The sequence below is a fragment of the Francisella uliginis genome (assembly GCF_001895265.1).
Taxonomy (GTDB): domain Bacteria; phylum Pseudomonadota; class Gammaproteobacteria; order Francisellales; family Francisellaceae; genus Francisella; species Francisella uliginis.
In genome coordinates this window covers 565,872-591,681 of sequence record NZ_CP016796.1, presented here as the reverse complement: position 1 = coordinate 591,681, position 25,810 = coordinate 565,872, and the positions used below count along the sequence as shown (strand labels likewise).

The following is a 25,810-nucleotide window of genomic DNA, read 5'->3' as shown; positions in this document are numbered from 1 at the left end:
TTGCATTTACTTTTATGAAACTAAAGCTTTTTGCTATTGGTGCTTTACTAAGTATTACAAGCTTATGCTATGCTGATAATGATTCTTATATTTGTAGTAATAAGATACTTAAAAATCCTATTATTCCTACTAAGAATAAAACTCCTCTTAATTTCACAAACTGGGCAGATTATATATCGCCAGATATAATTCCATGCTTCTCAAAGCTCTCAAACACTAGAGTAAAGTATATTTATACATCTGATGATAATATGACTAGAGCAAAAGTTATGACAGGATCATCTGGTTTTGACCTAATTGAACAAGGTGCACTTTATCTAAATAGTGAAATAGCTTCAAATGCTCTTATAAAGTTAGATAAATCAAAACTACCAAACCTAAAGTATCGTAATAAGGCTATCTACGATAAAGTTTCAGAAATAAATGATCCAGGTAATAAATACGCTGTTGTCTATAGCTATGGAACTACAGGCTTGGCTTATAATAAAGAAGAAATTGAAGAACGCCTAGGCAAAGGAGTTATTCCTAATAGTTGGAAATATGTTTTTAATAAAAAATATCTAAAACAAGTTTCAAAATGCGGTGTTTCACTTCTTGATGAGCCAGAGCAAATCTTTGGTAACTATTTTCATTATTACGGCATTAATCCAAATACAAATAGCAAAGCTGAATATGAGAAGGCTGCGCTAGACATTATCAAAAATATACGTCCTTATATTAAGTATTTCGATAGTAATAAATACCAAAATGATTTTACTGCAGGAAACTTATGCTTAGTTATGGGATATTCTGGCGATGTAGTTCGTTCGGTCCAAAGAGCTAAAAAAATAAACCCTAATGTAACTCTAGCTTATGTAATACCTAAAGAAGGTACAAATATCTGGTTTGATATGTTAATGATTCCTAAAGGTGCTAAAGATCTAGATAAGTCTTACGCATTAATGAACTATATTTTAGATCCTTATGTCTCAGCTCAAAATAGTAATTACTTATACCAGCCAAATGGAGTAACGCAAAATGCAAAATACATGAGCAAAATGTTTGATGATACAAATATTCGACCTACTGATGAAATGATTAAGAAAATGTATGTCTTAAATATTCATGATGCTAAAATGCAAAGTTTTATAAGTAGAATGTGGATGAATGTAAAATATGGTATAGAGTTTACACCTAAATACTATAAACCTAATCAAGGATAATATCTATAATCTCTACTCAAAAGTACTTTTCTAAAGTAGCCATATCTTTATTGTTTTTATTAAAGCCATGCACTAATACTAATGCTTTATCTTTATTCATTAATATTTTTTCTCAAAAATAACAGGTATAAAGCCAACTATGAAAACAATAGGAATACATACAAAAGCCCAATAAAAGATAAATGTTGCTTGATCAAAAGTAAAATATAACATTACTGCAATAACTATCCCTATGATAGTACTTAAAACTGCGCCTATAAAATTTTTGCTCTTACCATAGAAACCATATATTAGACTAAAAGATAGTGCCGCTATAGGTATATTAAAAAGTAACATTTTATCAAGAATATGATCAATAAAAAATGTTGCTATTAGGTAACTCAATATAGCTATAAATAGCACTAAAATTCTATTTGAATTAGTAGTTTTTGTTTGGCTACTATGAGCAAAAATTACTGAAGCCATAGTATTCCATAAAGCTGCTATAGTTGTTGTAGCAATCAAAAATATCACTATATAAAAGTAAATCTGAATAGCTAAAGGTAATTTTCTTGCAATAATACTTGCTAATGCTAAATCTGGATTTGCTAGATCTAACTGTTTAGAAAAAGAAGCTGTAATAAAAATAGCTATTACATAGAATAAACTAACTAAGATTGCTGTAACAAACATTGAGTAAAAAGCTACTTTAGATGATTTTGCAGAGAAAATCTTTTGGCCATACCATGGAGACAAAATATAAGTAAAACAAGTCAATACTACTAGAGATAAGCTAAATGAGACTGGCAAACTTGCATGACTTTTGGCATTTATAACAATACCTTGCTGACCATATTTGTAAAAATAAAAGCCTAAAAAAATAAATAATACCAAACATAAAATGAAACTTATCTTATCAATCTGGATGATTGATTTGAGTCCTGAATTAATAGTTGCTATAAACATTACCAAACAAGCTATAAAAGTAATTAATGCTTTGGAATATCCGGGAAATATCACCTCTAAACATACAGTTATTGAATGAATAAAGTTTGCTCCAAAACCTAACATTGCAACCCATAGACATATAGCTACAAAAATACCAAAAGCTTTATTATAGCGATAGCCAAAATACTCTGTAACACTTATTGCATCAAAATTCTTCCATTTTTTTGCTACTGTAATAGCGTAGAAAAATAATCCAAACAAAAACACTAAGCCAAGTGAAATTGCTGAAAAACCATAATTATAACCAAGACTAGAAAAGCCAATAAGTGTTGAAGTATTTAACTCAGTCATAACTAAAGTTGCTGTTAGTGCAAAAAAGCCTACTTTTTTACCTGCTGTATAATAATTTGATACTGGTGAATTATTATTTTTCATAAATAGATAGCTGGTTTAAATTCCAATTATAATTTTGATAATAGATAGTTTTATTTTCATTCAATATTGCTTCTTTTTTAACTTTGCTTGTTAGATATTTAGCAATAAACTGACGCATATGTGTCTGATTACCAAAATCACTACCATACCAATCAAATATTTTTGATATATAAATATTATTATTTCTTAACTCAAAGCCCTTGGAACTATTTACCCAAGTAGCAAAAGACTTGTTTAATTGTGCATTTATTTGACCACCTTGATATGCCTGTTTAGATAAATTTGGACAACTAATAGAAGCACAATTAACAGCAGAGTGAACTCTTGGATCATGCCATATTGGACGAACAATCCGATGTTCAATATCATTTAGAGTTAATTCTTTACTATTAATTTTAACAACATTTTGATCCCATACTTTTGAATATCCGAACCAACTTTTATCAATATCTGTGATTGATTTAACTGGGTAGTGTTGCAAAATAACTCGGATAGTCAACATATTGTACATATTTATCCAATACGCTAACTGTTGGTTTTTATTATATTTTAAAATATCCAACTTAGAATAAGTATTTATTGCCTTATTAAGGTTTTGCTTATCTTTTTTTGAAACATCTCTATAGTTAACAAATGTTTGATCTCCCTTTTGTACAACATACTTATCTAAAAATGCTTGCCATGATTTAAAATCAATCTTTGCTTGTGATGATTGATCTGACTTATCCCAATAGCCCCACAACTTTGCACTTGGAGCAGCATTCAAAGATGTAGCTATCAAAGCCAGTATTACTAACATAAAATATTTGGATATTTTTATTTTTTTCATTCTAAACCTTCGCTTGCTTATAAAATTCATAAACTCTATAAAAAGTTGTCCACAACACTAAAATAGTAAATAAAATTCCAAGAGGCAATACAGTCGATGGCAGTAAAATCATCACAATAAAAAATATAAAAGTTTCAGCTCGCTCCATTAATCCTGGTGAATAGTAAAAACTCTTTGATGATTGTTGCTGACTAAATATTCCAACAAGTAAAAAACTACTTACACAAACAATTATCGACATCATCATTATCAATCCAACCCAAGCGATATCTGGCTGATAAATAAAAATAGCGATAATAATAAAAGACTCAACAAAACGATCAGACAGAATATCAAGCATCGTACCTAATGGTGAATTAGATTTTTGCAATCTTGCAACACTACCATCTAAAACATCTAAATAACCTGAGATTAATAGAAATATCACAGCTAACCATGGTATCCATAAGACTAATATAGCACTTATAAAACCTGTAATAAGAGATAATATAGTTAAAGTATTTGGCTTTATATTTAAAGCTGACAATGATGTTGCTACAGCATTTATAAAATACTTTTGAAACCAAGGCCTAACACTTTGCTCTAACATAACACTCCTAAATTAAAACTTTAATAAAAAGCGCACTATCTTTTTAACTTTCTCACTATAAAGAGACGGCGTAAAATATGATCCAGCTATACGTTTATTTAATTCACTAAGAGTTGGATATGGCACAATATGTGAAGCCATTTGCTTAATTTTCAGTTTATTTTTAATAGCTAAAGTCCACTGAGTAATAAGCTCGCCAGCCTGCTCTCCAACAATACTAGCTCCTAGAATATAACCTCTTTTATTAACAGCTACCTTAAGCATGCCATTTGTTGAAAGATTTGCCTGAGCTCTATCATTACTCTCATATGGTAGTGTTAATATTGTTGCACCAACCTCTTCAGCTTGCTTAATAGCAATGCCGGTATGAGCTATCTCTGGAGTTGTATATACAGCCCATGGAAAACTTGAGTAGTCAACTTTTGCAGGCAACTTAAATAAGATATTTTGAATAACAATTCCAGCATGATAACCAGCTGCATGCGTAAATTGATATTGACTAGCTAAATCACCAATTGCATATATATTTTTATAATTAGTTCGTAACCTCGTATCAACATTAATTCCCTTAGCAGAATATTTAATACCAACTTTATCTAAATCAAGCTTTTCTATATTAGGCTGCCTTCCCGTTGCCACCAGTAGATGAGAGCCACTATAGACACCACTATTAGTTTCTAGCTGTACTTGATTATTTTGTTTTGATACTTTTGTAACCTTAGCATTAGTAACTACATCTATATTAAGCTTCTTAAACTCATCTAATAATATCTGTCTACAGTCATTATCAACTGGTCCTAATATAGTAGATTCTGCTTCAAGGATTGTTACTTTCGAACCTAACAAAGCATAAGCTTGGGCTAACTCAACCCCAATCGGCCCTCCTCCCATCACAAGTAAATGCTCTGGCTGTTTATCTAAACTAAAAATTGTTTCATTTGTTAGATAATCAATATCTGCTAGGCCTTCTATGGGAAATACTTTTGCCCGTGAACCAGTCGCTAAGACTATATATTTTGCTTTAATTTGTATATCACCAGCTTGGACAGTTTTCTTATCTATAATATGAGCATAATCTTGGATAACATCTACACCTAATGATTCAAATCTCTCAACAGAGTCATGCGGTTCTATCTTTGCTATCACATTAGCAACATGGGCTTGTACTTTTTTATAGTCAGCTTCAATGCTCTTAATATCAATGCCAAACTCTTTAGCTTTATGGAAATTGTGTATAATTCTTGAAGCTTCAATTATTGCTTTAGATGGTACACAACCATAGTTTAGACAATCACCCCCCATTTTACCACCTTCACAAAGTACAACTTTTGCACCCATTTGCACCGCTCCGGCAGCAACAGATAAACCACTTGAGCCTCCACCAATAACACAGATATCTGTTTTTATTTGCTTCATGATCTAGCTCCTTTAATCTTTTTATATAGAACTGGCACAAGTGACAATATAGCCAGAGCAATTATAGGTAAGATAAATTGCGGTGCAAAAATAATACCCATATCCAAATCTTTACCTTGGTTTAATACAAAACCTAATCCTGTACCAACCCAAGAGTATATTAGTGATCCAGGTATAATACCTAGTAAGGTCGCCCAGAAAAATGTCGATAAACTGATATCAATAGCCCCACATGCTATATTAATAGCAAAAAATGGAAATAAAGGTATTAGACGCAATGTTAATAAATAATTAAAAGCATTATCCTCAAAGCCTTTGCGTAATTTTTCAATACTGCCTTTTGCTTTTGATTTCAGCACTTCACCAAAAGCTGTTTTTACAGCTAGAAATATCAAACAAGCACCAATTGTTGCACCAATTACCACCCAAATAGTACCAACAACCAACCCAAATAAAAAACCTCCTAACAGAGTCATAACAGTAGCTCCTCCAGGTAATGAAAATGCTACGATCAGAATATAAGCCAAAACGAAAACTAATGAGCTAAGCCAAAAATACGAATGCGTCCAAGCAACTAGATCTTGATAGTGCTGTTTGACTGCTGCCAGTGACAAATATTTCTGCCCATTTAAAGAAATAAATATAACTAAACCTAGTATTAGAACTAGAATAGGAATATAGCGTTTAAATTTACTCATTTGATATAACCTTAACTATATAAAATATAAAAACTTAATATTCTAAATAGTATACTAAATTAGTCTAAAATATAGTTAAATTATTGAGTACGGCTTAATGATAATATAAATATTTGTATTATTTAGATTTTTAATCGCTATTTTCTACAGCATGAATTTTACAATACTCAATAAACTTTTGATTTGTTGCTACTAAATAGAAAATAGCTGAAATAATTCCAAACAAATAATAGTTAGAAACTAAGCAAATTAAACCTACATATAATAAAAATGGAAATATCAAATAGACTAAATTCTTAAATCCAACTCTATTATACTCTGTGCTTGCATATATAAGCATTAAAATTACAAATGATACAAACATGTATATTTTTGCTTTTGTTGATAACGTAATTAAAAGTAAACTTATTACTATAAAAACTACTAACCCAAATAATCTTGATTTTGGGATTAATGCTCCCATACTAATTGGTGCAGCTAAATAACCAATAAGATTATAAGCAGTAACTAATAACATCATTCCAGCCCAATTATCAGAAAACATTAGAAAAAATACTGCTAGTAAAAAGTTAGCAATTAATGAGCGTCTTGAAACATCAAATACCGGATGCAGATTAGCAAAATATTTTGGCATTTGACCTTCAGATGACATACCATATAGCATCCTTGATGCTGTACCTAAATATACATATCCAGTTCCAGATGGACTAACTATACTATTAAGTAACAGCAACATTGCTAAATAATTTAATCCCAGTATTGTTGCAACATCTAATAATGGAGAAGAGAAGTCTAAATTAGCCCACCCTCCATGACTAACTAAATAGCTATGAGGCACTCCATCCATATATCCATATTGAAGAGCTAAGTATAATCCCAAAGCTATAAGAATTGAAAATATTAATGATAAAGGTACATTTCTTGTTGGATTATCAATTTCAGAAGCATAAGATACCGAAACTTGGAAACCGTTAAAGGTATAGATTAATCCTCCTGCTACAACAGCACTAAAAATACTTCCTATACTAAAGTTATTATTTGGTATCTGGGTAAAATTCGATACCCCATGATTATTTGATAGTCCATAGATAACAAACAATATCACAATAATAATAGGAACTATTATTTTAAAAGCAGTAATAGCATTATTAATTTTCGATAAAAATTGAGCCCCAAAATAATTAACTAATAAATATATACATAGTATAAATAAAGATACAAGTTTCCCATATATAGTTAAACCCTTTGGATCAACCAAAAAATTAAGAGAATTAATACCTGATAAATACTGAGTGGTCGCTAAAGCCTCAGTAGCAAAACATACCACAATTCCAAACCAGTTCGCAAAAGCAAATGGCATTGCAAATATAGAGTTGTGAGATATTGCAGAAATTCTCGTTGTAGCGCCTCGTAGCGGATGTATGGCTACAATCTTAGCGTAACACAAGCCAACCAACAGTATAATAAAAGCTGCAAGTATCCAGGCTAGAAATGAGTAATTACCCGCCTTTGCAGCTACTAACTGGGAACTAAATAACCATCCAGACCCCATCATAGCGGTAACACATAATAAGGTTGCACTAAATAGGGTTACTTTTTTAGTTACTTCTTCCTTCATAATAATTCACCTGTACATTTTAAAGCTTTAAAATAAAATTTAACTCATATAATCAAACAGACATTAATTACCTATAGTTTTCATTATAACTCTAAAATTTTTTAAAAAACATATCTCAAGAATATAGTTGTGATTGTGATAATTTGAGAATCTAATACTAAAACTAAAGTAGGTATATAAGTATCTTATAGTAGTTAGTTATCCAATAAAGAGTCCTAATTAAAATTATTACTAACTTTTATTCATACCTCTCTTATATTCATTATTGACACATATATAGTTATAATTCTTACTATTATTTATTAGTGATTTGATCAAAGTCTTTAGTAATATCTTTCCAAGCAATATAACCTTTTTCTCCAATCGGAGAATATTTAATACTATTGCATTGCTGAGATTTATTATTTACACATTTAAATCTTCTTTGATTAGCTACAACAATCTGACCTAATTTATAATTGCCAATATAGTTAGGATACTCTGGCATTTTGCTTATTCTTTTTTGTCGCTGATTCAGTTGATTTGATAATCTCTTTTTATTAACGTTATCAAGTCTGTGCCATACTAAATTACCCAAAAATCCATTAGGTATATATTTTTTATCATTGCATAGTTTTAATTCCAAACTAGAAATACATTTATATTTACTACCTTGATAATTAACTATAGTATCTTCAGTATATAAGCCTATATCATCTGGATAGTTGATGATATCCATACTTACAACTTTAGTAACATTTTTCATATATGGATTTTTAGCTTCTTTTATATCTTTTTCATCAAAGTTAGAATAAGAAGTTGGTAACTTTATATCTGTTATAATATCTGTAGTCTCCCAGGGTATATGAGTATAGTTTTCTCCAAGATCTCCTTCCTCGATATATGTGGAGTCAAAGCCTAAATCCCAAATAGCAAAACCTGCAAATGATGCTTTATGTTTTTTCATTAAAGAGATTGCATTATTAATATTTTGCTTATTTGGTATGTAAGTCATTTTACTATCTACAGCACCTTTAGTTGCCGGAATCAAAAGTACCAGCTTATCAGCAGGTACTCTAAATGGTTTATTAAGGTCATATTTAAGCATATTAACATCATATCCTTGTTTTGTTGTTAAAGCCCATGCCAAGGAAGATAAAAATTTGTCATACCCATCAATCGGTGTAATTTTTATATTTTTTCCATATTTATCTTTATAAAAGCTAAGAATCCCATTAGTAGATCTTTTAGAGTATGTCTTTAACAAAATATAATTTATATTCTCGACCCCTATATTATTAATTAATTCAATATAAGCACGATTACTAAAAATATTATCTTTACCATTTTTTGTTAATGGAAATACTATGTAATACCATTCTGGAGAAAATGTTAGCCAAAAATTTGGATTCTTTTGTCTTAATGAACTTATTAATTTTTTTATCTTCTTAGTTGCTAAAGTAGATAATCTTTTTTCTTTAGGAATTTCCGTTTCAGTTAAATCAAAATTTAACCCATCAAATCCATAGTCTTCTATAATTTTCTTAAGATCGTTTAAGTCTACAGTTGTCCAATCTATATGAGACTTTTCTCCTCCTGTAGATACTAATACATATTTACCTTTTGACCTCATATAATTAATAAAGTTTTTTAGCTCTCTTCGATTGTATATCTTTTTCGAGCTTGAGTTTCTTTGTCTAAAAGATAATTCAAAACCTCTATCTTTAGTGTAAGTTAGATATACCGCTATTATGACGTTATATTTACAAATCATATGATGCTGATTACAGTATTCTTTATCTTTTGATACTTTTATATCTATTGGCTCAGTACTTATTTGATGCCAGGAAATATTATAAGAAATACTTTTACCCCATAGTGGTAGAAATCCAGCAATTACAGGACCTTCTATTTTATTATGTCGAGGGACTATACAAGTATCCTTATAAAGACAGTTCTTAAAATTTTTTATAGAAGAGTTCAATATATTTTTCTTATTAAAATTATAATTAGTATTTTGCATCGATTTCCCAGATGTAAACAATACAATAAGTAAAAATATAAATAGAGACTTATTAAAAAAAATTTTCATATATAATTCCTAGTCTAGATATAGTAATATGACAAGTTGATACTTTTAAATAGACTAAAATTATATTTGACCTCGATTTAGTTTCAAAAATCTAAAAGTTCACATAAAAGTGAAATCTTAAAATTTGATCAAAAAGTTAAGCCTAGGAATAACATATCTACTCTAAAGTTTTTACTTTAAAATAGTTATTACCTTCTTATTCTAAAAGCATTACAGACTACTTAATATAAATTTTATTTACAAATCAAATTTTAAATTAATGCTATTTTCCAAAGGTATGAACAATATTCACTCAACACTAAGTCAAATTTATACTTCATAAAAAAGTAATTCTTCTTTAAATATAGTACAATACTTTTAGTTAGCATAAGTAAAATAGATAAAATAATTATGTATTCAGATTTTTTAAATGATGCTAAAGTATTTATTCAAGTAATTCAATTAGGTTCTATTTCTGCCCTATCAGATAGAAATGGGGAGCACAGAACCACCATCTCTAAACGTTTATCAAGAATAGAGGATCATCTATCAGTTAAGTTAATAAAAATGGAAAAAGGTAAGATTAGCTTAACTGATGAAGGAACCCCAATATTTTTTAACTTAAAACATCTTATTGATGACTTAGAATTTAAATTTGATGAAATATCACAAACATCTTTAAAATCAAATTATCATATTAAATTCTTAAATAGTACTGATATATATAAATCTTTTGGCATCCCTATTATTGCAAATATCCTAAATAAAAATCCTTCCGTCTCATTAGAAGCTAAAGCTTATACTCAATACCAACTAACTAATTATGGAACAATGCTAAGACATTTATTTAATGAAATTGATATAATCGTCTTAGCAGAAGAATTTATGCATCTAATTGATGATCAGGAGTGGATCCTTAAGAAAAGACTCTCAACAGTTAAAAGAATTTATGCTTCACAAAAATATATACAAGATCACCCAAATGTAAGAAACTCTTCAGATATTAGCAAACATAACTGCATTATAAACAAATATGAAGATCCTAATTACTGGACATTAAAAGATAAATCTAACACCATACATAAAATAAAAATTAATGTTAGGGCATCAATAGATACTTTTAATTTCCAGCAAATGCTAATTGAAAAACACTTAGGAATTGGACTATTACCAGAATCAGTTGTTAGAGCAAGCCCTAATAAGCTCCAACATATATTTACAGATCTTTCTGGAAAAGAAATAACATCGTATATATTAGTAAATAAATACTCCTTAGAAAAAAAACCTATACTAAATAAAATTGTAAAAGAAGTTATTGATGAAGTAGATTCACTAGATTACTGGGAAGAATATTGCGAATAAAATAACATTATTATGAAAATCTCATAAATAATTAAGGGATTTCTTTGCTACTAAATAGGCATTCACATACTTTAATATAAAAAAGTCTCCTGTTTGTGATTTAATTATTCTCACAGCCGTAGATACAGTTTCCCCTCTATCAATAAGATTATGAAATTGTTTAATAAGATTATTTTTTCTTGCGTTACTCATAACTTATATATTTTAATTTTGAATAAATATGTACTTATTATAATCACATATTCGCTGTAAAAAAATACTATTTAAACTTATATAAAGCTGGGTACTTTTAATATATCTGAAGAATTAATATATAAAGACTTTTTGAATAATATAAGGAATATTATATTATTTGAATCAATGGTGCCGGAGGCCGGACTCGAACCGGCACTCTGTTGCCAGAACCGGATTTTGAATCCGGCGCGTCTACCAATTTCACCACTCCGGCGTATTATTAGATATCCTCAGGCCAGTTATCTATAGCTGTACCAAGAGATAAACCTAACTCTGATAATTTTTGCTTGATCTCTGTTAGAGATTTCTTACCAAAGTTTGGAGCTTTTAGAAGTTCATTTTCAGTTTTTTGTACAAGTTCACCAATAAATCTAATGTTTACTGCTTTTAAACAGTTAGATGATCTAGCTGTAAGATTTAACTCTTCAACATGCTTTAATAGTATAGGATCAATATCTTTTGTTGGATCTTCAACAAAAATACCTTGATTGATCTCTTCAACATCAACAATATTTCTTAGTTGATTTTGAATCTTTGTCGCAGCTAATCTTAAAGCTTCTTCACAAGTAATGTTACCATTTGTCTTAATGTTAAAATTAAGCTTATCAAGATCCGTACGTCTACCTACACGAGCATCTTTAACTTCAAAGTCACAGAAAGTAACAGGTGAAAAAGTAGCATCTAAAAGAAACTCTCCATCTTTGAAATTTTCAACTGTTTGTCTGTAGCCAACACCTTTTTCAACTTTAGCTTCTATTTTAAGTTTTCTGCCACCATTATAACTACAGATAAATACTTCTTCAGTTATCTTTAAACCTTCTGATAATTTAGCCTCTTCAGAAAAAACTTCTTCTTCAGAACCAGAAAGTTCAAAAGTTATTTTACCAGCTTCAACATTATCGGCTAATGTTACAGGAAGAGCTTTTACATTTAAGATAATATCAGCAACAGTCTCATCACATGGAATCACATCTTCTAGAGATGTAATTTTACCATCATTAATTTTTATACTAGTAACGCATGCACCACCAACAGAATAAAGCATAGTTTGCTTAAGAGCAAAACCAAGTGTATAACCAACACCTCTTTCTAGTGCTTCAAAAGAAAACTTAGTCGCATTTTTAGCATAGTCATCAATTTTAATATTAGTAGGATGTAGTAAATTTTCTAGTGCCATAGCAGTTTTAAAACCTAGTTATTATTTTATTCGATATAATTTAATTCCAAAGATTATAACATACAAATGTAAAATTTTAATAGATTTATTATAACTTCTTGATTTTGTTTATACTATCAAGCTTTGCTTTAATCTTACCTTCAAATCCACTTCCAGATGGAGAGTAAAAAGTTTGTCTAATATTTTCAGGTAAATACTGCTGATTAACATATGAGTTTGGATAATTATGTGGATATAGGTAGTTACTATCTTTATAGTTTTTTAAATGTTGCGGAACTTCTATATGACCTAAGGCTTTAGTTACTTGCTGTGCCTCTGCTAGTGCTTTATAACAAGCGTTACTTTTAGGTGCTACCGCCAAATATATAGCAGCTTGAGATAGCACTAAGCGCCCTTCTGGGAGACCTAGTTTTTCATAAGCATTCCAAGCATCTATTGCAACTCTCAAAGCTTGTGGGTCAGCATTACCAATATCTTCTGATGCTATACACAACATTCTTCTAGCAATAACTAATGGATCTACGCCATTATCAAGCATTAATCCCAACCAAAATATTGCAGCATCTGGATCAGTACCTCTTACAGATTTATGAAAAGCAGAAAGTTGTTCGTAGAATTCTTTACCCTCACGATGAAAATCTCGCGATGCTTCACCTACTGCTTGATCAAATAAATCTTTATTTATAGCAATATTCTCTCCTTGATTACTAATCAAAAACATTCTCTCAAGCAAATTTAAAATTTTACGGCAATCACCTTCACTGTAATTATGGATAGCATTATATAAATCTTCGCTTATTTCAAAAGAATGCTTTGCTAAAATCTTATCCTGTTTCAATGCTCTTTGGATAAGCTCTTTAGTTCCTGTGATACATAAACGTTTAAGACGTAATACAAAAAGTCTCGAAATTAAAGCGTTATTTAAGTAATATGTCGGATTCTCTGTTGTTGCCCCAATTAGAATAATCTTACCCGACTCGACATATGGTAAAAGTAAATCTTGTTGTGATTTATTAAAACGATGGATTTCATCCAAAAATAGCACAAAACTATCTAAATCCTTATTATCTGCAATAAGCTTCTTAACTTCTTTGACACCAGAGTCCACTGCTGATAGCTCAAAAAACTCTAGATTTTTAGAACTCGCTATAACTCTTGCTAATGTAGTTTTACCAACCCCCGGTTTACCACATAAAACCATTGAACAGATACCATCACCAACGAGTATTTTTCTTAACACCCCATTATCTGATAACAAATGTTCCTGACCTATAATATCATCGATTTTCATAGGTCTTACTCTGGCTGCTAATGGAATGTATTTCATTTACTAAATCTCATTATTTTTTGATTTTCACAGCACATTGCGATTAGCTGTTGCGATATCAATGAAAAGTTGCTACAACTGTCTGAACATAGTGAGTTTTGTAGCCACCATTGATTAGCAACAAAGCGATAGCTAAGTGCTAAGCAGTTTTGCATACTTTTTTCTGCCATGAAAAAAGTATGTCGCAATAACTGGCAAAGCCAGTTGCGAAACTATTAACATAAACCTTATACCTAGTCCATGATTTTCTAATTAATAACAATCTTATATTTACTTTTAACAAGCTCATAAAGCATACCCTCACGTACTGCGCCATTTGATAACTTCATTTCAGCAATACCCAAACAATCAAATATCGCATATAGGATGGCAACACCTCCAGCAAGGACACTTTCACGATCCTCTCTTAAACCTTCAAAACGTATATTCTCAACCTGCCTTTTGTCCATCATCATAGTTATTAGATCATTTAAGAACTTCTGTGTAACAATCGAGCTTTCATTAAGCATTTCAGATATATTAGTAACTGAAATTATCGTACCAGAAGAACCTAAAATATAATTCCAACCTATTTTTTTATATTTTGATAATATTGGTTCAAGTGTCTGCTTCGCTTTTGCCGTAGCAGCATAAAAGTTTGCGAAATCAAGTTTTTCATTCGCAAAGAAGTCTTTTTGCATACCTACACAACCCATATCTAAGCTACGAGCTATCAATATTTTATCGCCTCGGCCTATTACAAGCTCTGTTGAACCACCGCCAATATCTATAACTAAAGTTTTTTGTTTTATATCATGATTATCTCTAGCACCAACGTATACAAGTCTAGCTTCCTCTGGCCCAGAAATGATTTTAATCTTAGCTCCTAAAGCTTTATCTAATTTCTTTTTAAAACCTTTGATATTATTTTTTGCTTTTCTAAGTGTGTAAGTTCCTACTGCACGTACATGCTCAACTCTATATTTTTGTATTTCTTGGGCAAAAAATTCTAAACACTTAATTGCTCTTTCTTGAACGTCCTTGCTTATGGTTAGGTTATTATTTAAACCAGCTCTTAATTGGACTTTTTGTTTTTGCTTAGATAATGTAACAACCTCACCATCAGGCTTGATTTCGCTAATAAGCATATGAAAACTATTTGAACCTAAATCTACTGTTGCTACTATTTTTGACATACAAACCAAAAGCATGTGTTTTATAACTAGTTACATTATAAAAAAATATAGTTAAAATAGCTAAAAAAATTTGTCTAAGAAGTTTTTTTGTTTATAATAACTAGCAATTAGTTTAACTTCTTATAAAATATCAAATATATAGTAGCTCAAGCTACTTGATCAGTTTTAAAATCAAAAATTAAAGGAAAATCAAAGCATGTCAAAATGTATCGATATATCAGATAGTCAATTCGAGAGCGAAGTTCTAAGCAGTGATGTCCCTGTATTATTAGATTTCTGGGCGCCATGGTGTGGTCCTTGTAAAATGATTTCTCCTATACTTGAGCAAGTTGCTGATCACTATGACGATCAAATTAAAGTTTGCAAAATTAATATCGATGATAATGAAGAAACTGCTATGAAATTTGGTGTTCGTGGCGTACCTACTCTTATGGTTTTCAAAGATGGCGAAAACAAAGAAACTAAAGTTGGTGTGGTACAAAAAAGTCAATTAATTTCAATCATAGACAAATATCTATAATTTAGTTATATCAACATATCTTTACAAATAGAGAATCAAATGAATTTAAATGAATTAAAGTATAAATCTGTTAATGAGCTAATGGATATAGCTCAAAGCCTAGATCTTGAATCACTGCGTGCAAGAAAACAAGAACTTATCTTTTCAATCTTAAAGTATCATGCTGACAAAGGCGAAGATATTTATGGCGAAGGTATTTTAGAAGTTCTACAGGACGGTTATGGTTTCTTAAGATCTTCAGATAGTTCATATTTTGCATCACCTGATGATATCTATGTTTCACCTGCTTTTATTAGGAAGCTAAACCTGCGTACCGGTGATAGCATTGTTGGTAAGATTCGTCCTCCGCGTGATAATGAAAAATATTTTGCAGTTAAGCATATCGACAGTGTCAACTTTGATTCTCCAGAATTAGCTAGAAAAAAAATCTTATTTGAAAACTTAACCCCTGAGTATGCTAAAGAAAGACTTACAATGGAGGTTGGTAATGGCTCAAATGAAGATATCACAGCTAGAGTTATTGATTTAGCTGCTCCATTTGGTAAAGGCCAACGTGGTTTAATTGTTGCTCCTCCTAAAACAGGTAAAACAATTATGATGCAGAATATTGCAACATCAATTGCTAAGAATCACCCTGAATGTAACCTAATTATGTTACTAATCGATGAACGTCCTGAAGAGGTTACAGAAATGCAACGTTCAGTACGTGGTGAAGTTGTAGCATCAACATTTGATGAACCTGCAGCTAGACACGTTCAATTAGCAGAGATCGTAATTGAAAAAGCAAAAAGATTAGTTGAGCATAAGCAAGATGTTGTAATTCTACTTGATTCAATCACAAGGCTTGCTCGTGCATACAACACGGTATCTCCAGCTTCTGGTCGTGTACTATCTGGTGGTGTTGAGGCAAATGCTTTACAAAAGCCTAAGAGATTCTTTGGTGCTGCGCGTAATACAGCTGAAGGAGGTAGTCTAACAATAATTGCTACAGCTCTTGTAGAAACAGGATCTAAAATGGATGAAGTCATCTTTGAGGAGTTTAAAGGTACTGGTAACATGGAGCTTCACCTTGATCGCAAAATTGCTGAACGTCGAGTTTATCCTGCTATTAGCTTTGATAGATCTGGTACGCGTAGAGAAGAGCTTCTTACATCTCAAGAAGAATTACAAAAACTTTGGGTTCTACGTAAAATTCTTGGTGGTATGGAAGATGTTCAAGCTATGGAATTCTTAACAGAAAAAATGAAAGGCTCTCTAACTAATGAAGAGTTCTTCCAAACTATGAAAAGAGGTGCTATTTAATTCTTTTAAGAGCTATAATTTGTTAGATATAAATTTTTCTAAAAAATTATTACTCTTTAATTTAATTCTTAGTTAGCTTAAAACTTCTTCATAAAGTTTTATATATTCACTATTGTCTTGGTAACAAAAATAATCTTTGTATCTTTTTCTTGCTCCTATAGATAACTTCTTATATAACTCATTATCTTCATACATTTTAGATATGGCATCTGCAAGCATTTTAGAATTATTAGGCTCGATAACTAAACCAGACACACCATCTAAATTAACATATGAAGTTCCTGTGCCTAACTCAGTTGAAATAACGGGTTTTGATTGCCTCATACCTTCTAATAGAGATATCCCAAATGCCTCTCCTCTTGTTATTGATGGAAGAATCAAAACCTTGGATTTCTCTAATAATTTGTTTTTTTGCTCATCAGAGATTACGCCTAATAAATAGACATTATCAATCTTATCATTTATTATCTTTGTCTTTATTAATTCATATTGCCTACCTTTACCAACTAAAAAAAATTTTACATTTGGTAAAAGTCTTGCAGCATCAATTATTACATTTACTCCTTTATATTCTCTGAATTGTCCAATATATAATACAAAGTCTTGAGGCTGTTCTTTACTAATCTGAATAGATTGATGCCTCTCAACAATATCATGTAATTTAAACGGCATTATTGTAACTTTATTAATATACTTATTAAATTTAAAATATGGATTATTAAGTGTTATATTAGGTGAGGCCACAATAATTTTAGATGCTTTAGAAAAAAGATTTAAACAAATAAAAGAATTCAATTTTTCAAGTAATTTAGATCCGATTGCATCAGCATGATAACTCATAACCACTTTTTTATTTAAACCTATTAGCAGCATATTTAGCAAACCAATAAAAGGCCATGGATAATGATAATGTATAATATTATAATTTTTAGCTATACTTCGAAATTTACATAATGCTTTCAAACTAACAGGTGTTGAATGATAATCGAAACTTATAGGAAACTGATATACTATAGACTTATTAAACCTGACAATTCTAAGCTTTTTAATATCTTTACATAGACAAAAGACATCTGCTTGAAAATCAGATTGTTTTGAATATGAAGCCAATCGAATAGCCTCTTGAACTCCTCCTACTATCTCTGGATAATAAGTTTTAGTTACATGTAATACTTTAATATTCTGCATATATTATATCTACTTAATTAGAGACTTGACATACTCGTTTAATTCTTCTGCTAGATTAATATTAGCTGCCTCAGAATAGCATCTAAGCTCAGGAGCATTACCAGAAGGCCTCAAATGTAAAACATCCTCATTCTCCAAAGTTATTCTAACACCGTCTGTAGTATCTATATGTTTAATGCCATTTTTACCATTGAAATACTGGGATATTACCTTATCTAGAAGATCTGATTTACCGGCTAATATTGATTTTAAAATTTCTTGGCTTTTTTCAGTTGCAAAATCATCAATCTTACTACTGGCTGTATAGCGCTCAGGTAGATCAAATAGCAATTCTGATATAGTTTTATTAGAGTCTACTGATAACATAAGTACAGCTAACATTGGTATTACAGCATCCCTAGTGGGTAGTGCCTTTAAGGTAGCATTCTTTAAACAAACATCTCCAGCTTGTAGAAAACCACCATTTGCCTCATAGCCAACCACACCACTATACCCTTCTGAAAGTAGTTGATTCATTGCAGCAATTACATACGGAGAACCAATTTTAGTTCTAATAATATTCTTAAAATATCCTATCTTTTCAACTATAGTATTACTACTAACTGGAGTCGCTACAGATTGTGTCTGTAGATACCTAGCAGTTAAAACACCTAATACATCACCTTTTAGCCAATTACCATTTTCATCACTAACTAAAGGTCTATCTGCATCACCGTCTGTTGAAACTATACTATCGATCTTGTACTCACTTGCCCACTGTTTTGCAAGCTTGACATCTTCTTGGCGAATTGCTTCAGTATCAACAGACACAAATCTCTCGGAATATCCTAGCAAAATAACCTTAGCACCAAGTTTTTCTAAAATCTCTTTTAGTATCTCTCGGCCAACAGAAGAATGCTCATATAATCCAACAGTCTTACCCGCTAAACAGTTATTAGGGAAGAAACTTACATACCTATTAACATACTGGGAATATGCATCTTGACAAACTTTAGGTAATTTTGCTGTCTGCAAAAACATCCCGCACTTATCAAAAACAGTTTTATTAAGGCTAACTAATTGATTTATTATTATTCCTTCATCTTCTTTAAGAACTTCACCATAAGGAGTATTAAATTTAATACCATTTCTATCTTCTGGTATATGACTCCCTGTAATCATAATAGAAGGGATCTTATTAGAAACTCCATATAACATCACCGCTGGAGATGGTATTCGACCACAATATATAGGTCTATAGCCACTATCTAATACTGCCTGTATAACAGCTTTTGTTATTCTAGGGCTACTTTCTCGCAAATCATGGGCTATAGCTATTTTAGAACCTTTCTGTATATTATACTTATCTTCTAAAAACTGAAGAAAAGCTTTTGTATATAACCAACAGATCTCGTCTGTCATAGCAGACACAAGCCCTCTAACTCCACTAGTACCAAACTTAACGCCACTTTTTTTCATTAACTCTTTAACGCTAGCTTTTCCCACTACACTCTCCATATAACTCTATAAATATTTTTTCTAGCTTTTTTGCTGAAATATCCCAATCAAAATTCCTTATCTGATTAGGTATATTTTCTTGAAATAAATCATAGTTTTTTCTATCTAAAAGCTTTATTAAACCTTCATATACACTATCTATACTATCATGCTTAACTATAACTCCTGCATTTCCAACTATCTCTGGCATTGATGAGTTGTCCCCACATAATCCAGGTTTACCAAAAGTCATACCCTCTAATAAAGGTAACCCAAATCCTTCGTAGATGGATGGCATCAATACAGCGTAACAACTAGCATACAGTTTAGCTAATGTAAGATTATCAACATAACCATGAATCTTAATATATTCAGAGATGCCTAAATTCTCGATTATTTTTTCTAAATTATCTCTTCCCCAACCTTTGGCACCGACTATATGTAAATGACAATTTTCTTTTTGAGCCGTTGATAATTTTGCATAGGCTCTAAGTAATAGCGGTAAATTTTTTCTAGGTCCCATAGTTCCTACAAACAAAAAGTATTTATTAATTTCTCTATTTACTTCTACTATTGATCTAGTGTAATTTTTATATCTTGACCCAAGATATATAACACTAATAGTATCTTTAGATATATTAAACTCAGACTCAACAGAGAGTTTAGTAGCTATAGAATCTGTCACAACATAGTCAGCTTTCAATATTGATTTAGGAAGCATAAATCTTTCTATAGGATATGATAATTTACTCATAGTATTGGGTGCATACTTATAAACAAGGTCATGCACTGTCAAAACATACTTAATTCCTTTAGGTTTAATAAAAGGTAACCTATGAGCAGGGCCCCAAAAAACATCTATCCTATCTTTTTTTAATAACCTTGCTAAATTAAAAGTTCTCCATAGTTGCTCTAAAAAGATATTTTTAATTTTAGACTCTCGGAAAATTACCGTATTACTAATAACAGACCTATATCTATCAAGTATTTTTGAAGGACTATATAAATATAGCTCAAGATTTTGGTTCTTAGAAATCCTTGAAACTAACTCTAAAGTATATACACTTATTCCAATCTCGGGCTTAATCAGAATTCTTACATCAATACCTAACCTTAATTTATTTAACCTCATTACCTTCTAGCATCCATCTCAAAGTATTTTCAATAGTATACTTATTTTCTACATTTACAAGCTTATTGAGTTTGCTAGGATCACCCGCTAAAACTCTCACCTCATTCTCACGTACAAAATTAGGATTAATTTTAATCTGTATTCTATGTCCAGTAATATTAGTACATGTATCTACAATTTCTTTAAGAGCATAATATTTTCCAGAACATAAATTTATAACCTCCCCAGGCTTAATATTAAGAAGGCTTACATATAAATCAGCGATATATCTAACATCATTAAACTCTCGCCAAACTTCAATGTTTCCAAGCTCAATCATATCTGCTCTAGCTTTAAAATGTTTAATTATTTTCGGAATTAAAAAATTACCATCTTGACCAATACCTGTATAGTTGAATGGTCTAGTTATGGTAATTGGAAGCTTATTTACAAATAATTGTGAAACATATTCCATAGCTATCTTACTAATAGCATAGTCGTTAGCTGGGTTTGGTATAGTCTTTTCATTAAGACAACCATCCTGAGTATTTCCGTAGACATTTGCACTACTAGCTATGATAACATGTTTAATATCCGGTAGATTTTCAGAAATTACTTCTAACAAATTCCTAGTTCCAATCAAATTTGTAGTATAAAAATCAGAAATATTCCCATGCCCAACAAAAGCTTTAGCAGCTAAATGTATAACATAATCAGGCTTAACCTCAATTATTGCTTTTTGTAAACTTTGCTTATTATTTAAATCTGCTTTGAAACATTTATGGTTATCACTATTAGAAGATACTAAACCAAAAACAGAAAAGCCTGCTTGCTCTAGAGCTCTAATAATATACTGCCCAGTAAAACCATTATAGCCTGTTATAAGAACCTTATTTTCCATTAAAATGAAAATCCTTGTTTATTTCTACGAATATCAGCTTTCACCATCATATCACAGAGTGTTTCTAAACTTGTTTTTGGCTCCCATCCCAATATATCCCTAGCTTTCTGTGGATTTCCTATTAAAAGATCGACTTCAGCAGGACGGTAAAATTTAGGATTAATTTTCACTACAACCTTACCTGTTTTAGCGCACTTAGCGATCTCACTCTCTTCAGATCCTTCAAATATAAGCTCTATCTCTGCTGCTTTAAATGCCATTTTTACAAAATCACGAACAGTTTCTGTACGGTTTGTTCCTAAAACAAATGTGTCTGGTTTATCAGCTTGTAGCATTAAGTACATACCTTCAACATAATCCTTAGCATATCCCCAGTCACGCTTAGCGTCTAAATTACCAAGCTCTAAACAATCTAATTTACCGAGTTTAATTTTAGCTACAGAATCTGTAATCTTACGTGTTACAAACTTCTGGCCTCTTAATGGAGACTCATGGTTAAACAAAATACCACTAGTAGCAAAAATATCATAACTCTCACGATAATTAACTACCATCCAATGTGCATACAATTTAGCAACTCCATATGGACTACGTGGGTAAAATGGTGTTTTTTCAGTCTGTGGAATTTCTTGAACTAAACCAAACATCTCTGATGTTGATGCTTGATAGAATTTTATTTTAGGGTTTACTATTCTAATAGCTTCTAACAAATGAGCGCAGCCTAAACCTGTAATGTGAGCTGTAGCCAATGGTTGGTCAAAAGAAACACCTACAAAGCTTTGTGCCGCTAAATTATATATTTCATCTGGTTGAATATCTGAAACCATACGAATGCTATTAGATGCATCCGTCAAATCATACTCTATTAGCTCCAAATTAGAATGATTCTCAATACCCAACTCTTCTATACGCCAAAAATTTACCGAAGCTGTTCTGCGATAGGTACCATATACTTTATAGCCATTATTTAATAATAACTCTGCTAAATATGCTCCATCTTGACCTGTAATTCCTGTTACTATTGCTTTTTTCATTTTAACTCCGTCTTATTTTGATATATTTCTAAGCTACTTAACGCCATTTTTCTTGCACTAAACTTCTGAGATTGAAAAAGTGCACCTTTGGCCAGTTTTTTATATAAATTACTATCAAGTATTAAAGATTCTATTTGATGAGATAAATCTTCCGCATTACCTGATTCAAAAAGAAGGCCTGCAAAACCATCCTCTACAACCTCAGGAATTGCTCCTGAATTTGACCCTACTACTGGTTTTCCATGAATAAATGCTTCTAATGCAACTAATCCAAAAGATTCATATCTTGATGGAAAAACAACTATATCTGAAGTTGCGATAATTGAGTCCTTATAAGCATCATCAATAGCTCCTAAATAGATAAAGTTAGTCGTCATAGTGTCTACAGTTTTACTATATATACCTTCAACATCATCTCCAGCTACAATTGCCTTTAGATTCTTACAACCTTTATTAATAAGTATTGAAATAGCTTCCACAAAAATATCAAAACCCTTTCTAGCCTCTAACCTACCTAAAAATAATATTTTTTTATACCCTTTACTAATTTTATTAAGCTCTTTAAAGCTCTCATCTAATTCTCCATAATTTGAATTAACATCATAACTTGGCCATGGAGTTATTCCAATATAGTTTTGAACCCATCTAGAATCTACTTCAACATTGTATTTACTTTGTACTGTATACTTCACACTATTACTAATAGCAATCACATTATCTGCATTCTCAATACAGTATTTCTCCGCATCAATAAGCATGTTATAATCATACATTGGAATTTGAAGCTTATTTATATCTGCCACAACCTTTAATGGGCTCACGAGTCGTAATATTTTTTTAATTTTTTTAAAACTATCTTTTGCAATTATTGCAAACATTTCAACATCCCATAAAGAACTATCAATCACATCAACCTTTAGATATTCAGCATCAAGATATTCTATAAGTGAACAAGCAGTTATACTCCAATTTAACTTATCTGCAAAAAGACCTTTACTATTTTTATCTTTTACAGTTTTTATAATAGGATGCTGTATTAGCATAAAATTACCACATCTATGTACTTTATAACTACTTGACTTAGTTAATACTGTTACAAAATGTCCCATTAGTAGCAATTCTGAAGCTAAATTATAATATAGTGTTCCAATACCTCCTTTACCATTAAAAGGAGGAAATTCCGAAGTCAGCAACACTATATGTAAAGGCTTAATATTTTTAGAGCTTTCCTTATATTGTTGAAACATTCCCTGGCCCTTACTTAATGATCCTAAGAGTTTCCTTGATTCTAAAGCTGACTTTACACCAGCATTATATCCATCCCAAATTTTTTTCTTAAATTCTTCAAATTGTAAATTAGTTATTTCATTATTGTTGCATGCTGACATTAAATGAGTTATACGCTCTAATTCTAGATTTTGCTTAATTAGTTCATATGTTTTTTCTGAATTTCCCAATGCACGGCACATAAAATAGGCAGTATTTTTACAAATTGAATACCAGTTATAATTAAACTTACCTTTTCTATTATCACTCATTGCAAATTCATGACGTAAATATAATTCTGAATAATAACCTATTATTAAATTTGAAAGAGATAATCTATAAGCGACATCTGTCTCATCTAAATAATAATCATACTCCTTATCAAAACCACCTATATTTTTTATTTCTCTAGTTTTAAAACAAGAATTGGTCCCTAAAGGAGTTCTATATTGCCCATTACACCATTTCTTTTTTGGTATATTTGGTATAAAAGCAAGCTCTTTGGTAAATGCTATATCTTCTACTTGAAATTTTAAGCTCCCAGCATAGTAGGTTGCGCCACCAGCACCAGCAACAACCCTAGGCACTCTATTAAAGTAATATAAAATCCTTTCAACCCAGTTATCAAAAGGTATAGCATCATCATCAATATATGCAATAATATCACCACTTGCTAATTCTATTCCTATATTTCTTGATATAGATAAATTAGCCTGTGAATTTTTTGCCTGCTTAATTCCTTTCACACCCGATAGAAATTCTTCTGTTCCATCTGACGAAGGTCCATTAACAACTATCACCTCAAAAGAGTTAGAAGTTTGATCATGTAAATATTGAAGACATCTTTTTAGGTATTCTTTTCGATTATATGTACATACAACAATACTAACCGTTTTGTATTCATCAAATTTAGGCATTATATTATCAAAAAATTTCTCAACTTTTTTTAATACAACTCCTTGAGAATATGAGTCTATTATTTTTTTTTGCTGATTTATCAACTTATCAATAAAACAATTTTCTCTACTAAATTTAAGTAATAAATTATGTAGCTCAGTCTCAGTATAAAATAAACCATCACTATTACACATAATCTCTGGTACTGCCGCCATTCCTAATGCTAATACAGGCTTAGAAAACTGCATTGCTTCAATAAGTGGGATACCAAAACCCTCATGCTCGCTCATACTAATATATACATCAGATAACTCATATTCTTTTATTAATTCATCATCCGAAAGTTTACCTTTTATTGACACACAATCTTTTAGACCATGAGATGATATATAACTATTAATTTGCTGAACATATTCTGTATTCTGTGTATCATTACCAACCAAATTAAGTTTAAAAGATATTTTATATTTATCTCTAAATTTTTTTAATGCCTCAATTAACTTAAGCTGAGCCTTATTAGGTACTATTCTACCAACATATAAGATATTAATTATTTCTGAAGCTATCCTCTTTCTCTCAGTTGGGTAATTAAATCCATCGACTATTATGGGCCAAACAAAACACTTGTCCCTATCTGCTCCTAAACTAATTAACTCATTATTATTATATTGACTAACTCCTATATAGTAATGAAAGTCTAGCACAATTTTTTGTAACTGTTCACGACCACGCTTACATGAATTATATAAATCACTACCAACTTTAAAATACTCTGCTGGCGTAATATTATGATAGAGAAGTATTTTTGTAGTATTACCCAAAAATAATTCTTGATAAATAGATGAGTAACTAGAATAATGGAAAATAACAATATCTTCAGCATCTGCACATAGATTATTAACGTCCTTTATTTCTACTCCAACTAGTGGATTAATATATTTTGCATAAATTTCAGAAGTATAACCTAATTTCTGAAATATTTTATGTAGGCTAAGTATTTGCTTTGATACTCCATCACCAACATCCATGCTTTCATGAATCTGAATAACCCTACCTAAAAGTTTTTTACTATTCAT

The 25,810-nt window shown here is 30.7% G+C and carries 21 protein-coding genes and 1 tRNA gene; 4 read left to right on the top strand and 18 right to left on the bottom strand.

Annotation, left to right across the window (positions count from 1 at the left end; genetic code table 11):
• The first annotated feature begins 14 nt into the window (after positions 1–14).
• Positions 15–1,202, top strand: coding sequence for a polyamine ABC transporter substrate-binding protein (locus tag F7310_RS02950; protein ID WP_072711645.1), 1,188 nt, complete (start codon positions 15–17; stop codon positions 1,200–1,202).
• Positions 1,203–1,301: 99 nt separating this feature from the next.
• Here F7310_RS02950 and F7310_RS02945 read toward each other — a convergent pair whose 3' ends face one another.
• The 7 genes from F7310_RS02945 to F7310_RS02915 form a co-directional block, all read right to left on the bottom strand.
• Positions 1,302–2,564 carry a sodium:solute symporter family protein gene (locus F7310_RS02945; RefSeq protein ID WP_072711643.1) on the bottom strand — a complete coding sequence of 421 codons (1,263 nt, stop codon included), beginning with the start codon at positions 2,562–2,564 and terminating at the stop codon, positions 1,302–1,304.
• The gene (locus F7310_RS02940) at positions 2,554–3,393 is read right to left on the bottom strand and encodes a DUF547 domain-containing protein (protein ID WP_158513247.1); all 840 of its coding nucleotides are present in this window, start codon (positions 3,391–3,393) and stop codon (positions 2,554–2,556) included. Before F7310_RS02940 ends, F7310_RS02945 begins: the two co-directional genes overlap by 11 nt.
• A gap of 1 nt (position 3,394) precedes the next feature.
• Positions 3,395–3,982: a CDP-alcohol phosphatidyltransferase family protein gene (locus F7310_RS02935; protein ID WP_072711641.1), complete on the bottom strand. Its 588-nt coding sequence runs from the start codon at positions 3,980–3,982 to the stop codon at positions 3,395–3,397.
• A 12-nt stretch (positions 3,983–3,994) separates the two neighbouring features.
• Entirely contained in the window at positions 3,995–5,398 is a 1,404-nt protein-coding gene (locus tag F7310_RS02930; RefSeq protein WP_072711639.1) for a dihydrolipoyl dehydrogenase family protein, read from the bottom strand.
• The gene (locus F7310_RS02925) at positions 5,395–6,096 is read right to left on the bottom strand and encodes a TVP38/TMEM64 family protein (protein ID WP_072711638.1); all 702 of its coding nucleotides are present in this window, start codon (positions 6,094–6,096) and stop codon (positions 5,395–5,397) included. The genes F7310_RS02930 and F7310_RS02925 overlap by 4 nt, the downstream gene beginning before the upstream one ends.
• A 130-nt stretch (positions 6,097–6,226) precedes the next feature.
• Entirely contained in the window at positions 6,227–7,714 is a 1,488-nt protein-coding gene (locus tag F7310_RS02920) for an APC family permease (RefSeq protein ID WP_072711637.1), read from the bottom strand.
• A gap of 295 nt (positions 7,715–8,009) precedes the next feature.
• Positions 8,010–9,785 carry a glycoside hydrolase family 18 protein gene (locus F7310_RS02915; RefSeq protein ID WP_072711636.1) on the bottom strand — a complete coding sequence of 592 codons (1,776 nt, stop codon included), beginning with the start codon at positions 9,783–9,785 and terminating at the stop codon, positions 8,010–8,012.
• A 390-nt stretch (positions 9,786–10,175) separates the two neighbouring features.
• Between F7310_RS02915 and F7310_RS02910 the strand changes: the two genes are divergently transcribed.
• Positions 10,176–11,126: a LysR family transcriptional regulator gene (locus F7310_RS02910; RefSeq protein WP_072711634.1), complete on the top strand. Its 951-nt coding sequence runs from the start codon at positions 10,176–10,178 to the stop codon at positions 11,124–11,126.
• 361 nt (positions 11,127–11,487) lie between these two features.
• Here F7310_RS02910 and F7310_RS02905 read toward each other — a convergent pair.
• The 5 genes from F7310_RS02905 to F7310_RS02890 all read right to left on the bottom strand — a co-directional run bounded on the left by F7310_RS02905 (position 11,488) and on the right by F7310_RS02890 (position 15,039).
• A tRNA-Leu gene (locus F7310_RS02905) sits at positions 11,488–11,574 on the bottom strand.
• A 6-nt stretch (positions 11,575–11,580) separates the two neighbouring features.
• Positions 11,581–12,537, bottom strand: a complete 957-nt coding sequence (locus F7310_RS02900) for a DNA-directed RNA polymerase subunit alpha (RefSeq protein ID WP_072711632.1) — start codon at positions 12,535–12,537, stop codon at positions 11,581–11,583.
• An 88-nt stretch (positions 12,538–12,625) separates the two neighbouring features.
• Entirely contained in the window at positions 12,626–13,864 is a 1,239-nt protein-coding gene (locus tag F7310_RS02895) for an AAA family ATPase (RefSeq protein ID WP_072711630.1), read from the bottom strand.
• On the bottom strand, positions 13,861–14,019 hold the full coding sequence (locus tag F7310_RS10545) for a hypothetical protein (RefSeq protein ID WP_173647408.1): 159 nt from the start codon (positions 14,017–14,019) through the stop codon (positions 13,861–13,863). The genes F7310_RS02895 and F7310_RS10545 overlap by 4 nt, the downstream gene beginning before the upstream one ends.
• Before the next feature lie 93 nt (positions 14,020–14,112).
• Complete coding sequence (locus F7310_RS02890; protein WP_072711628.1) at positions 14,113–15,039, bottom strand: Ppx/GppA phosphatase family protein; 927 nt, start codon at positions 15,037–15,039, stop codon at positions 14,113–14,115.
• Positions 15,040–15,235: 196 nt separating this feature from the next.
• On the opposite strand from F7310_RS02890, the gene trxA reads away from it, so the two are divergent.
• Positions 15,236–15,559, top strand: a complete 324-nt coding sequence (trxA, locus tag F7310_RS02885; RefSeq protein WP_072711626.1) for a thioredoxin — start codon at positions 15,236–15,238, stop codon at positions 15,557–15,559.
• Positions 15,560–15,598: 39 nt separating this feature from the next.
• On the top strand, positions 15,599–16,861 hold the full coding sequence (gene rho / locus F7310_RS02880; RefSeq protein WP_072711624.1) for a transcription termination factor Rho: 1,263 nt from the start codon (positions 15,599–15,601) through the stop codon (positions 16,859–16,861).
• 72 nt (positions 16,862–16,933) lie between these two features.
• On the opposite strand, the gene F7310_RS02875 is transcribed toward rho, so the two are convergent.
• The 6 genes from F7310_RS02875 to F7310_RS02850 are packed head-to-tail and all read right to left on the bottom strand — an operon-like array spanning position 16,934 to position 25,810.
• Complete coding sequence (locus tag F7310_RS02875; RefSeq protein ID WP_072711622.1) at positions 16,934–18,049, bottom strand: glycosyltransferase; 1,116 nt, start codon at positions 18,047–18,049, stop codon at positions 16,934–16,936.
• Positions 18,050–18,058: 9 nt separating this feature from the next.
• Positions 18,059–19,507: a phosphomannomutase gene (locus F7310_RS02870; RefSeq protein ID WP_414654038.1), complete on the bottom strand. Its 1,449-nt coding sequence runs from the start codon at positions 19,505–19,507 to the stop codon at positions 18,059–18,061.
• A 13-nt stretch (positions 19,508–19,520) separates the two neighbouring features.
• Positions 19,521–20,657, bottom strand: coding sequence for a glycosyltransferase family 4 protein (locus F7310_RS02865; RefSeq protein WP_072711619.1), 1,137 nt, complete (start codon positions 20,655–20,657; stop codon positions 19,521–19,523).
• On the bottom strand, positions 20,644–21,537 hold the full coding sequence (locus F7310_RS02860; RefSeq protein WP_072711617.1) for a GDP-mannose 4,6-dehydratase: 894 nt from the start codon (positions 21,535–21,537) through the stop codon (positions 20,644–20,646). Before F7310_RS02860 ends, F7310_RS02865 begins: the two co-directional genes overlap by 14 nt.
• A complete protein-coding gene (gmd, locus tag F7310_RS02855; RefSeq protein WP_072711616.1) occupies positions 21,537–22,571 on the bottom strand; it encodes a GDP-mannose 4,6-dehydratase in 1,035 nt (344 codons plus the stop codon). Before gmd ends, F7310_RS02860 begins: the two co-directional genes overlap by 1 nt.
• Positions 22,568–25,810 (bottom strand): glycosyltransferase, encoded by a 3,243-nt coding sequence (locus tag F7310_RS02850; RefSeq protein WP_072711614.1) that lies wholly within the window; start codon positions 25,808–25,810, stop codon positions 22,568–22,570. The genes gmd and F7310_RS02850 overlap by 4 nt, the downstream gene beginning before the upstream one ends.

Bases quoted from the DNA above. Each gene is read 5' to 3' on its own strand.
- F7310_RS02920 (WP_072711637.1), bottom strand. From the start codon at position 7,714: ATGAAGGAAGAAGTAACTAAAAAAGTAACCCTATTTAGTGCAACCTTA.
- F7310_RS02935 (WP_072711641.1), bottom strand. From the start codon at position 3,982: ATGTTAGAGCAAAGTGTTAGGCCTTGGTTTCAAAAGTATTTTATAAAT.
- F7310_RS02940 (WP_158513247.1), bottom strand. From the start codon at position 3,393: ATGAAAAAAATAAAAATATCCAAATATTTTATGTTAGTAATACTGGCT.
- F7310_RS02875 (WP_072711622.1), bottom strand. From the start codon at position 18,049: ATGCAGAATATTAAAGTATTACATGTAACTAAAACTTATTATCCAGAG.
- F7310_RS02860 (WP_072711617.1), bottom strand. From the start codon at position 21,537: ATGGAAAATAAGGTTCTTATAACAGGCTATAATGGTTTTACTGGGCAG.
- F7310_RS02865 (WP_072711619.1), bottom strand. From the start codon at position 20,657: ATGAGGTTAAATAAATTAAGGTTAGGTATTGATGTAAGAATTCTGATT.
- F7310_RS02930 (WP_072711639.1), bottom strand. From the start codon at position 5,398: ATGAAGCAAATAAAAACAGATATCTGTGTTATTGGTGGAGGCTCAAGT.
- F7310_RS02900 (WP_072711632.1), bottom strand. From the start codon at position 12,537: ATGGCACTAGAAAATTTACTACATCCTACTAATATTAAAATTGATGAC.
- rho (WP_072711624.1), top strand. From the start codon at position 15,599: ATGAATTTAAATGAATTAAAGTATAAATCTGTTAATGAGCTAATGGAT.
- F7310_RS02890 (WP_072711628.1), bottom strand. From the start codon at position 15,039: ATGTCAAAAATAGTAGCAACAGTAGATTTAGGTTCAAATAGTTTTCAT.
- F7310_RS02895 (WP_072711630.1), bottom strand. From the start codon at position 13,864: ATGAAATACATTCCATTAGCAGCCAGAGTAAGACCTATGAAAATCGAT.
- F7310_RS10545 (WP_173647408.1), bottom strand. From the start codon at position 14,019: ATGCAAAACTGCTTAGCACTTAGCTATCGCTTTGTTGCTAATCAATGG.
- F7310_RS02870 (WP_414654038.1), bottom strand. From the start codon at position 19,507: ATGAAAAAAAGTGGCGTTAAGTTTGGTACTAGTGGAGTTAGAGGGCTT.
- gmd (WP_072711616.1), bottom strand. From the start codon at position 22,571: ATGAAAAAAGCAATAGTAACAGGAATTACAGGTCAAGATGGAGCATAT.
- trxA (WP_072711626.1), top strand. From the start codon at position 15,236: ATGTCAAAATGTATCGATATATCAGATAGTCAATTCGAGAGCGAAGTT.
- F7310_RS02910 (WP_072711634.1), top strand. From the start codon at position 10,176: ATGTATTCAGATTTTTTAAATGATGCTAAAGTATTTATTCAAGTAATT.
- F7310_RS02925 (WP_072711638.1), bottom strand. From the start codon at position 6,096: ATGAGTAAATTTAAACGCTATATTCCTATTCTAGTTCTAATACTAGGT.
- F7310_RS02950 (WP_072711645.1), top strand. From the start codon at position 15: ATGAAACTAAAGCTTTTTGCTATTGGTGCTTTACTAAGTATTACAAGC.
- F7310_RS02915 (WP_072711636.1), bottom strand. From the start codon at position 9,785: ATGAAAATTTTTTTTAATAAGTCTCTATTTATATTTTTACTTATTGTA.
- F7310_RS02945 (WP_072711643.1), bottom strand. From the start codon at position 2,564: ATGAAAAATAATAATTCACCAGTATCAAATTATTATACAGCAGGTAAA.
- F7310_RS02850 (WP_072711614.1), bottom strand. From the start codon at position 25,810: ATGAATAGTAAAAAACTTTTAGGTAGGGTTATTCAGATTCATGAAAGC.